General features: G+C 34.1%; 10 protein-coding genes, 2 tRNA genes and 2 pseudogenes. 11 read left to right on the top strand and 3 right to left on the bottom strand.

Annotation, left to right across the window (positions count from 1 at the left end):
• Nucleotides 1-208: 208 nt before the first annotated feature.
• Entirely contained in the window at nucleotides 209-439 is a 231-nt protein-coding gene (locus tag A9G28_RS01740) for a YdcH family protein (RefSeq protein ID WP_065567097.1), read from the bottom strand.
• Between the two features lie 191 nt (nucleotides 440-630).
• Here A9G28_RS01740 and A9G28_RS01735 point away from each other — a divergent pair, with 191 nt between their 5' ends.
• Both A9G28_RS01735 and A9G28_RS01730 read left to right on the top strand, forming a co-directional pair.
• A complete protein-coding gene (locus A9G28_RS01735) occupies nucleotides 631-2,151 on the top strand; it encodes a helicase HerA-like domain-containing protein (protein ID WP_065567096.1) in 1,521 nt (506 codons plus the stop codon).
• A gap of 46 nt (nucleotides 2,152-2,197) precedes the next feature.
• Nucleotides 2,198-3,283: an AI-2E family transporter gene (locus tag A9G28_RS01730; RefSeq protein WP_065567095.1), complete on the top strand. Its 1,086-nt coding sequence runs from the start codon at nucleotides 2,198-2,200 to the stop codon at nucleotides 3,281-3,283.
• 24 nt (nucleotides 3,284-3,307) lie between these two features.
• Here A9G28_RS01730 and bcp read toward each other — a convergent pair whose 3' ends face one another.
• The gene (gene bcp / locus A9G28_RS01725; protein WP_065579571.1) at nucleotides 3,308-3,784 is read right to left on the bottom strand and encodes a thioredoxin-dependent thiol peroxidase; all 477 of its coding nucleotides are present in this window, start codon (nucleotides 3,782-3,784) and stop codon (nucleotides 3,308-3,310) included.
• A gap of 63 nt (nucleotides 3,785-3,847) precedes the next feature.
• Entirely contained in the window at nucleotides 3,848-5,140 is a 1,293-nt protein-coding gene (gene hemL, locus A9G28_RS01720) for a glutamate-1-semialdehyde 2,1-aminomutase (protein WP_065567093.1), read from the bottom strand.
• Between the two features lie 159 nt (nucleotides 5,141-5,299).
• On the opposite strand from hemL, the gene erpA reads away from it, so the two are divergent.
• From erpA to A9G28_RS01670, 9 genes and pseudogenes are all read left to right on the top strand, one after another.
• Nucleotides 5,300-5,638: an iron-sulfur cluster insertion protein ErpA gene (gene erpA / locus A9G28_RS01715; RefSeq protein ID WP_034914816.1), complete on the top strand. Its 339-nt coding sequence runs from the start codon at nucleotides 5,300-5,302 to the stop codon at nucleotides 5,636-5,638.
• Nucleotides 5,639-5,863: 225 nt separating this feature from the next.
• A tRNA-Leu gene (locus A9G28_RS01710) sits at nucleotides 5,864-5,951 on the top strand.
• Nucleotides 5,952-5,970: 19 nt separating this feature from the next.
• Nucleotides 5,971-6,046, top strand: a tRNA-Gly gene (locus A9G28_RS01705).
• 256 nt (nucleotides 6,047-6,302) lie between these two features.
• Nucleotides 6,303-6,470: pseudogene (locus A9G28_RS01700) on the top strand (Arm DNA-binding domain-containing protein); the annotation flags it as partial.
• A 94-nt stretch (nucleotides 6,471-6,564) separates the two neighbouring features.
• Nucleotides 6,565-7,580: pseudogene (locus A9G28_RS01690) on the top strand (IS3 family transposase).
• 52 nt (nucleotides 7,581-7,632) lie between these two features.
• Nucleotides 7,633-8,316: a hypothetical protein gene (locus tag A9G28_RS01685; RefSeq protein ID WP_065579569.1), complete on the top strand. Its 684-nt coding sequence runs from the start codon at nucleotides 7,633-7,635 to the stop codon at nucleotides 8,314-8,316.
• A 17-nt stretch (nucleotides 8,317-8,333) separates the two neighbouring features.
• Nucleotides 8,334-8,690, top strand: a complete 357-nt coding sequence (locus A9G28_RS13475; RefSeq protein ID WP_065579568.1) for a hypothetical protein — start codon at nucleotides 8,334-8,336, stop codon at nucleotides 8,688-8,690.
• A 36-nt stretch (nucleotides 8,691-8,726) separates the two neighbouring features.
• Nucleotides 8,727-9,395: an SDR family oxidoreductase gene (locus A9G28_RS01675; RefSeq protein WP_065579567.1), complete on the top strand. Its 669-nt coding sequence runs from the start codon at nucleotides 8,727-8,729 to the stop codon at nucleotides 9,393-9,395.
• 53 nt (nucleotides 9,396-9,448) lie between these two features.
• A complete protein-coding gene (locus A9G28_RS01670; protein WP_065579566.1) occupies nucleotides 9,449-10,810 on the top strand; it encodes an MFS transporter in 1,362 nt (453 codons plus the stop codon).
• Nucleotides 10,811-10,857: the final 47 nt, after the last annotated feature.

The raw sequence follows: 10,857 nt of genomic DNA, 5'->3' as shown, positions 1-10,857 counted from the left end.
ATAATCTATGAAAACACCACATAAAAATTTAATAATGTTAATTAAAAGCCGAAAACAAAAAAAGACACAGCAGCAATTACAAGCTAAATAATTAGTGCAATGAATTAAGTTTACATATAATAAAAAAACCCCAAACAATTGGGGTTTTTATTTAATCTTTTAATGTAATAAAAGTCTATTTTTTCAATTCGTGATGAACTGTGCTCAATTATAAGTTTAAATGAGTATCAGACGCTTTTCTTAAAATTTCATAAATTTCGTCTTTAATTTTAAGTTTTTGCTTTTTTAATGCCTCTATAGTTTCGGCCGTATTGACAATAATGCCAGACTCAATGTTTTTAATTTTTTGATCTAACTCATTATGTTGATCGAATAATTTTTGAAAACGTAAATCAGTATTTTTTAATTTAGAAATGATTTCTCGGTATTCTGGAAACATAATGCCTCCTTATAATAGGTTGGATAGAATAATAACAATAGCAGCTATTGCTAATTCAGAATACAATATTATTGGTTGGATTAATAGAAAAATTGCACAAATGGCTACATTGTTTTGTTATTTATAATAAAACAGTTTGAATTATAAATTAAATCACAAATTTAATCATAAAGTTACTAAAGGGGTACCGCATGAGTGAGTCGATTGTAATTGCCAAAAGCCATGGCAAAGATTTATCTGTTATTGCTGCATTGGCTAATCGTCATGGTTTAATTACTGGTGCAACAGGCACGGGTAAAACAGTAACATTACAAAAAATGGCTGAAGGTTTTTCAAAAATAGGTGTGCCAGTTTTTCTTGCTGATGTTAAAGGTGATTTAACGGGGATTGGCGAAAAGGGCATACTATCTGAAAAACTACAGGCTCGTTTAGCCAGCATTGAGGTTGATAATTGGCAACCAGACGCATCACCAATTGAATTATGGGATGTGTTTGCTGAAAAGGGCATTCCCGTTCGTAGTACCGTGTCAGATATAGGGCCGATTCTACTTGGTCGATTACTCGACTTAAATAATGTTCAATCAGGTGTGTTACAACTGATATTTAAAATTGCTGATGATAACGGACTATTATTAATTGATTTTAAAGATCTTCGAGCATTAATTCAATTTGTAGGTGATAATGCTAAACAATTTACTACGCAATATGGCAATATTTCGCTATCATCAATTGGAGCAATCCAACGTAGCTTATTAACACTAGAACAACAAGGCGCTGAGTTTTTTCTTGGCGAACCAATGCTAGATATTCAAGATTTAATACAAGTTAACGCTCAAGGTCGTGGCATTATTAATATTTTATCGGCTGAAAAATTATATAGCTCACCCAAATTATATTCTGTCTTTTTATTATGGTTATTGTCAGCGCTTTTTGAGCATTTGCCAGAAGTAGGGGATCTTGATAAACCAAAACTTGTCTTCTTTTTTGATGAAGCTCATTTACTTTTCAATGATATTTCACCAGCATTACTAGAAAAAATAGAACAAGTTGTGCGCTTAATTCGATCTAAAGGAGTCGGAATTTATTTTGCTTCTCAGAACCCGAGTGATATTCCTGACACAATCTTGGGGCAATTAGGCAATCGTGTACAACATGCTTTACGTGCATTTACACCGAAAGACCAAAAAGCCGTTAAAATAGCTGCTCAAACCATGCGTGCCAATCCAAGTTTTGATACGGAAAAAGCAATAATGGAATTAGGTGTTGGTGAAGCGCTTATTTCATTTCTAGACGAAAAAGGTCGTCCAAGCATAGTTGAACGTGGCTATATTATTGCCCCAGGTTCAAAAATGGGGGCAATGGCGCCAGATAAGTTATCATTAATTGTTCATCAATCTCATCTTTATAATAAATATGCGCAAATGCTGGATCGTCAATCTGCTTATGAATTATTGAAAAATGGATTTTCGTTAGATAGCCTGTCTAGCCAAAATACAAATAGTAACGAGACCAAAACAGAAGAGGTAAGCAATAAACAAAATCATGGTGGGTTGATTGATTTTTTTAGTACACTTCTTTTTGGCAAGCAAGGTCCAAAAGGTGGGCAACATGATGGTGTGGCTCAGAAAATAGTCAAAAGTACAACTAGGCAAGTCGTCAATCAAATCGGTAAACAGATCACCCGTGGTATATTAGGTGGTTTTAAAAAATAATTAACTTAAGTTTATTATTCCCAAAATTTAGCAAAAGGAGAGTTTGATGTTAAAAATGTTTATAGATTGGTATAAAAAACGTTTTAGCGATCCGCATGTCGTGTCGTTAATGGCTGTGATTGTTGGCTTATTTATTATCATCTATTTTTTTAATAAAATTCTTCTGCCTGTTTTGATTGCTATTGTACTGTCGTATTTACTTGATAGACCAATTAACTTTTTGCATAAAAAAAACATACCAAGAACGCTGGCTGTTGTGATGGTATTGTTGCTTTTTTTAATGATTGTTTTAGTTGGCTTTATGATTCTATTACCATTAATTTGGCAGCAAAGTATTAGCTTAATCACTAATATTCCGAACATGCTAAATTTTGCTAACAATTTCATTACTACATTGCCAGAGCACTATCCAGAATTAATCGATGTTGGTTTATTTGATTCGATTATCCAAGGTGTTACTAACAAAGTTGTGCAAACTGGTAATTCGTTGTTACAATTTTCTATTGTGTCCTTATTTGGGCTGGTTTCGATTACGATTAATGCGGTATTAGTGCCAATAATGATGTTTTTTTTATTAAAAGACAAAGCCAAAATTTGGGGGTATTGCTCAAAAATTCTACCTAAAAATCGTACGATTTTAAACCAAGTTGCAGCGGAAATGGATATGCAAATATCCAATTATATTGTTGGTAATGTTTTGCATATTATTATATTGACCGTGTGTGTTTATATTCCTTTTTGGTACTTTGGTTTAGATTATGGACTATTATTAGCTGTACTTGTTGGATTATCTGTATTAGTGCCTTATGTTGGTATTATTATTTCAAGTATTCCTGTTGTATTAATTGCGCTGTTCCAATGGGGATTGACTACTGAATTTAGCTATTTGCTATGCTTCTATATTTTGATTCAAGCATTAGATGGTAACTTATTAGTTCCTTGTTTATTTTCCGAAAAGCTTAATTTGCATCCACTCGTTATTATTTTGGCGGTGATTGTGTTTGGTGGCTTGTGGGGATTTTGGGGAATATTTTTTGCAATACCTTTGGCAACATTGGTTAAAGCAATCATCAATGCTTGGCCAAAACTGGATGAATTGAATAATGCCAATAGTGAATTAAAAGCAGATTAGTTATTAATCTGCTTTTAACCAAAGTTATTTGCTGTGATTTTTAAGATAATCTAAAACCACTTCATGGTGGTTAGTCGTCTTAAAATCATCAAATACTTTCTCGATTATTCCATCTTTACCTATTAAAAAGCTAATGCGATGAATTCCATCATAGGTTTTACCCATAAACTCTTTTTCGCCCCAAGTACCAAATGCTTGGGCAACTTCATGGTTTTCATCAGATAGCAACGTAAAATTTAATAATTCCTTTTCAACAAATCGAGATAACTTTTCTGGCTTATCGGTACTGATACCCAGAACCGCCACATTATATTTTTTTAACTCATCAGAACAATCGCGCAAATTACAAGCTTGCACTGTGCAACCTGGCGTCATCGCTTTAGGATAAAAATAAATTAAAACTCGTTGACCTTTAAAATCTTTTAAGCTTATTTGCTCTCCATCTTGGTCAGGTAACGAAAATTGAGGTGCTTTTACGCCTTCTTTAAGTGGATTAACCATATAATTATTACCTATTTTAATCGTTTAATGTTCTCTTTGGGTATATAAAACAGTGTCATACTTTTAAATTAATTTACTAAAAAAACGACTTGCTGCATCAATGGTGTGATTGATCTCTTTGTCTGTGTGCTTAAGTGACATAAAACCCGCTTCGAAAGCTGATGGTGCAAAGTAAACACCTTCAGTTAGCATATGATGATAGAATTTTTTGAATAATTCAACATCGCATTGCATGACATCTTGATAACAGCTTACTTCAGAAGCAGTTGTAAAAAATAAACCAAACATTGCACCAGCATAATTTACGACTAACGGTACGTTATGCTTTTGGGCTACTGATAATAAACCGTTAGCGAGCTGTGCGGTTTTTTCTGCTAACTCTTGATAGATGCCAACTTCCATTAATTTAGTTAATGTAGTGTATCCTGCCGCCATCGCAACAGGATTACCAGAAAGGGTGCCTGCTTGGTATATTGGCCCAGTTGGTGCTAATTGCCTCATAATATCAGCACGACCACCAAATGCTCCAACAGGCATACCACCACCAATAATTTTTCCTAAACAAGTTAAATCAGGAACAACATCATAATAATCTTGAGCACCACCCAGTGCGACTCTAAAACCTGTCATCACTTCATCAATAATTAATAAAGCGCCATATTCATCACAAAGTGCACGTAATCCATGTAAAAATTCTTTTTTGGCTGGGATACAGTTCATGTTACCTGCAACAGGCTCAATGATAATAGCGGCGATATCATTGGGATATTGTTCAAATTGTTTTTTGACTGATTCTAAATTGTTATAATCACAAACTAATGTATGTTTAACAAAATCATTAGGCACACCTGGAGAGGTTGGATGACCGAAAGTCAGAGCACCAGAGCCCGCTTTAACTAACAAATAATCAGCATGACCATGATAACAACCTTCAAACTTAATAATCTTATCTCGGCCAGTAAAACCACGCGCTACACGAATAGCACTCATGGTTGCTTCAGTGCCTGAATTCACCATCCGCACCATTTCAATTGAAGGCATTAATTGTGTCACTAAATTAGCAACTTTGGTTTCTATTTCGGTCGGTGCTCCATAACTTAAACCGTTACGCACTGCATTAATTACTGCATTGGCAACATCGGGATCGTTATGCCCAAGGATCATTGGCCCCCAAGAACCTACATAATCGATATAGGCCTTATCGTCCACATCATAAATGTATGCGCCGTTTGCTCGCTCAATAAATAAGGGGGTGCCACCCACACCATTAAAAGCACGAACAGGGGAATTCACGCCGCCAGGCATAACGGATAATGCTTGATGATAAAGCTTTTCTGATTTAAATGTGTTTAGCATAACCGGAATAATCTCTCTATAAAAATTTGCTGTATTTATTCATAAAATCAAAATAAATTCAAGTTAGCTATTAAAAATTTATTTAATAGAAGTTTTCTATTTTGTATTTTTATTTGGCAACAGTATATAATACAAAGATCAATATATTAGGAGAAGAATATGAGCGATGCTTTACCGATTAACTTTACCGATGCGGCAGCTAATAAAGTTAAATCACTCGTCACAGAAGAAGAAAACCCAAATCTAAAATTACGCGTATATATAACTGGTGGTGGATGTAGTGGGTTTCAGTACGGTTTTACCTTTGATGAAAAAGTGAATGAAGATGACCTAGCTATCGAAAAAAATGGTGTATCGTTAGTTATCGATCCCATGAGTTTACAATATTTAGTTGGTGGCACCATTGATTATGTTGAAGGATTACAAGGTTCTCGTTTTGTGGTTGATAATCCTAATGCAACAACAACTTGTGGTTGCGGTTCTTCTTTTAGTGTTTAAATTTTAGTGCTTAAATTGCATTTGTTTTTTTACACTATTAGCTTTTATCGCTAAACAAACAACCATACTTTTCTAATTTTTAGTGAAATAGAACAATAAAGCCACAAAACATGACAAACATTGAGCAGTTAGACAATAATTTTAATATTTTTGTTGACGCCAAATTTTAGATAGGTAAAATGCACAGCATTCAAAACGCAGTTACTCTTAAGTAACCAGTTTTGAGCCCGGGTGGTGAAATCGGTAGACACAAGGGATTTAAAATCCCTCGGCCTTTTTGGCCGTGCGAGTTCAAGTCTCGCCCCGGGCACCATTAACCAAACACTTCTTATGCGGGAATAGCTCAGTTGGTAGAGCACGACCTTGCCAAGGTCGGGGTCGCGAGTTCGAACCTCGTTTCCCGCTCCAATATAATATCCAGTATAGTCCGTTAAAGTCCACAAAGCTTAGAGTTTGCAAGTGATTTAACTGTTTTACTTTCCAGTATAGAACAGAATAATCCAGAGTCATCCAAGAGAATTTAGTCCAAAAATCAGTCCAAAAACGGAATGAGTTTTTTTGACTAGTCCAAAAATTATGTTATTGTGATAATGTATTTTTTGAACAGTTCGTCTAAATATTGACTAGCTATCCTTACGTTCATCAATAACATAAGGAATTTATCATGGCTGTACTCACTGACTATAAAATTAATGCATCAAAATCTAAAGCAAAGGAATACACTCTTAAAGACGGCAATGGGTTATTTCTAAATATTCATCCCAATGGTTCTAAATATTGGCTATTTCGTTTTTCTTGGAATGGTAAACAGACCCGAATGTCGTTTGGTGTAACTACCCCCTAAAATAGTACAGCAAAAAAGTAGAAAATTCTCTATGATAAAAGTAAAAGAGGATTCAATGATGAAAAAAATGACTGAACATTAAATCGTCGCTATTTTAAAAGAAGCAGAAGCAGGTATTCCTGTCAAGGAACTCTGTCGTAAATATGGCGGTATGGAAACTTCAGACATCAAACGTCTAAAAGAACTCGAAGCGGAAAACCGCAAGCTTAAGCAGATGTTTGCCGAACTGAGCTTAAAATCCCAGCTTCAGGAAGAAATCATAAAAAAGCTTTAGTGCCCACCAAGGCACGTAAAACGTGGGCACAGCAACTACAACAAAATCATTCGGTTACTATTGTTATGAGTTGTGCTATTGTTGGCTTAAGCTGTTGTGCTTACTATTATCAATCTAAGTTACAGGATGATTCGGTGATTGTTTCAGTATTGAATGCTATCACAGATAGGCATTTACGCTAGGGCTTTCCTAAATGTTTTAATCGTATCAGAAAGCTCGGCTATCAATGGAATCATAAACGGGTATATCGGGTGTATTGTAAATTAAAGCTTAATCTCAGGGTAAAGCGTAAAAAACACATTCCTCCAAGATACCCAGAAAGGTTATTAGTCCCCAATAAACAAGGTGAATGTTGGTCAATGGATTTTATGAATGACAGTAGCCGTAATCAACGTCGCTTTAGAACATTCAATGTCATCGATGATTTTAATCGTGAGGCGTTAGGTATTGATATTGCAGTAAGCTTACCAGCAGGAAGGATTACCCGTTACTTAGATAAACTGGCCGAATATCATGGGTATCCATTAAAAATACGGGTCGATAATGGGCCAGAATTTACAGGAAAAACCTTTATAAACTGGGCTAAATTACATGGTATAACCATTGATTATATCCAGCCCGGTAGCCCTTATCAAAATGGCTATATTGAACGATTTAATCGTACCTATCGTACTGAAGTACTCGATTTATATCTATTTAATAATCTAGAACAAGCAAGAAAGGTAACCGAAGAATGGTTAACGATTTATAACACCGAAAGACCGCATGAGGCATTAAATAACATGACACCGATTGAGTATAAAACACTAAAACAAGCAGCGTGATTTTCTACGTGAGTTGTGTACTAAGTTTGGGGTATTTACACTTGGAGATCTTATGAGTAATATTTCCAACTCTAATGAATCTTATAAAAATATAAATAATTTTACAAACTATACAACTTTCCAACACACCAATTTTCAGAAAATAATTCTATCTCAAAAGGAGCAGGCAGAGATTAGCAAAAAGATTAAAGAATTAAATATTTCATTCAGTAGCTATGTTTTAGCTACATTAACAGATATTTTATCAAAAGACTTTCGTAAAGGTAAGGCTGGGTGGCTAGCACATAGCCGAAGAAAAACATTAGAGGATCAATCATACGGTTGCAAAATAGGTGTAGCTTTTTTGCCGCACGATCAAGCTCCAACTTGTTTTCTTGCGCTTGCTCAAAAATATGATCAGATAGCTAAGGAAGAATCTAAAAACCCATCTCTAGATTTTGAAAAAATGAATATATCAATAGAGAAAGTTAAAGAAACACAAAATGCATGCCTTGGTCCCTGTGTAACAAATAGTGGCTCATATAAGTCAATATCTGAATACGATTTTATTCATAATATCGCAACATGTGTGGACAGACGAAATGCAAACTATAGCATAGTTGCGCATTTAGATCGTTTTCGAGGGAGACTCTCAGTTAATCTATCATGCTCAGTTAAAATCTTTAATAGAAAGGATATCTTAATATTATCAAAGTTAATTGCAACAAAGTTAACTGACAATTTACTTATCCTATAAAAAAGGAATAAACATATATGCCTTATATAAATTTATACATTAGTGAGAATAACTGGGATATTAAAGAGAAAATCATCAACTCAATTGATGAACAAATAGTAAAGTTAAAGACATTTGATAATAAGCTTTGTAAATACCGATTAATTAAAATTCAAGAATATAACGTTATACATAATGAGACTCGATGCTTACAAAACACATCTACTATTAGATGCGAATTCACAACATTTAATGATCGTTCTGAAGAAGCACTACAAGAAATTTTGATGAGTTGCCAACAGGGGTTAAAAAACGTATCTCGACATATTAACAATGATTTGAAGTACTCAACATTAATAAGGTTAATGGGGCGTACTCATCATATTAGTAATTAAACTAAGATTGTATTTAGTAATAACAAGGGGTATAGAATGGAAAGAATATTAGTTGTAGGCGGGTTATCGGGGATTGGAAAAGCAGCAACACAGAATCTTAAACAAAGCTTTCTCGTAGAAACACTTTCTCGAACGGAATACGCAGACCCCCAAATTAAACATCGCAGTTTAGATGCTACTGATAGTAATAAATTAAAAGAATATTTTAAAAATTATCCTAGTTATGATCATATTGTAGTCACTGCTGCTGAAACGCCAATAGGTTCATTAGAATCTTTAAAAGATGAGGACATAATTAAGGCAATCAATCAAAAACTTCTTTTATCATATTATGTAGCTAGAGATATCCCATGGGAAAAGTCAATTATCTTAATAAGCGGATTTTTATCAGCTAGACCGGGGCCAGCATCAGCATTACAATCAGCAATCAATGCAGGAATAGAAGGTTTAACAAGGGCAATCGCGGTAGAAAAAGCTCCGAAAAGAGCAAACTGTATATCCCCCGGCACAATTGATGCAGGTTTATGGGATAAAATAAATCCTAACATTCGAGCTACTATTATGGAAAAAGCTAAATCACGTACATTGATAAATAAAGTGGGAAACCCTTTACAAATTGCTCAAGCAATAAGATTTGCTATCGAATGTGAATTTTTAACTGGTGAAACTATCTATGTTGATGGCGGAGCTCGTTTTGGTTGTTAATTAGTTACTACTACATACTTGATATTAATATATTTTACTTCTAGGAGTTATATATGCTGAATAATCAAAATCCATTATATAGATGGTCGATTATTTTATCTTTACTCAGCTCTTTTCTTGTTTTTCTAGATAATACAATTGTTAACCTAGCCTTACCTATAATAGAAAATGGATTACATACAACACGAGCAGAACTAGAATGGGTAATAAATGCTTACGCACTTTCTTTTGCTGCTATAATGCTGGGTTCTGGTGCCCTAACAGATTATTTTGGTCCCAAAAAAATATTTACTATAGGGTTATTTCTTTTTTTATTTACTTCTATTTTTTGTGCAATAGCCCCATCTATTTTAATTTTAAATATCAGTCGATTATTTCAGGGAGTTGGTGCAGCCCTTTTATTACCAAGTAGCCTTAAACTAGGTATATCTAATACTAATAATGATAATCATAGAGGTAAAATTGTTGGTCTTTGGGCCGCGGCTGGTGGAATCGGACTTGCAGTAGGTCCTTTTTTAGGAGGGCTGCTTGTTAATTATTTTAATTGGCCATCTATTTTTTGGGCTAACGTCATTGTTTGCCTTGTGATGCTATCAATCATACTATTGAAGTTAAAGCAGAAAGAAAACAAGCCAATTGGAAAAAAATTTGATTTCTGGGGACAGCTAGCTGCAACCGTTGCAATCGGAGGTTTAGTTTTTGGGTTGATTGAAGCACCAAGCAGAGGTTGGTCAGATAAATTAGTACTAAGTTCTTTTATTCTGATGGTTATAGGGTGTATCTCATTTTTTAGGATCGAAAATCGAGTTAGTTCACCATTACTTCCTCATAGATTATATAAAGATAAAGTATTTATAATATCAATAATACAAGGCAGCCTATTTAACTTTATGTTTTATGGATTATTATTTGCCCTTACTTTTAAATTTCAGTACTCTCTTAATATGAAAGTATTAATTAGTGGTTTTTGTTTTTTACCATTAACAGCCTTTGTTGCTGTTGGAAATTTATCAGCACCTAAAATTGCATCTCATAAAGGAAGAATATTTGTTTTAAAACTAGGACAAACTATTCTCGCTATATCTTTACTCTCTGTACTTTTACTTAACTATATACATTCCCCTTTATGGGTAATTTTAACCTCACTAGTAACTATTGGATTTTCATCAGGATTGTTGGTTCCTACAATGGTTTCACAAACATTGAGTACTGTATCATCTGATTTACATGGCGCAGCATCAGCTGCTTTTAATACATTTCGTCAGATTGGCGGGGCAGTTGGTATAGCTGTATTTGGACCATTACTTGGTGTAAAGTTTGATTTTGATACTGGTATCACTATATGTATATTATTAACAGTTATTGCTATTATTATATCTTTTATTTTATCAATATTAATTCCGAAGCAGCAATGAGATATAAGATTAAACTGATAAATAATGTTGGATGAATTTCTATAAAT

Source organism: Gilliamella sp. Fer1-1, assembly GCF_001690825.1.
GTDB classification, from domain to species: domain Bacteria; phylum Pseudomonadota; class Gammaproteobacteria; order Enterobacterales; family Orbaceae; genus Gilliamella; species Gilliamella apicola_C.
Note: the sequence above shows the minus strand (reverse complement) of the source record. Positions and strands in the feature narration are given on the sequence as shown.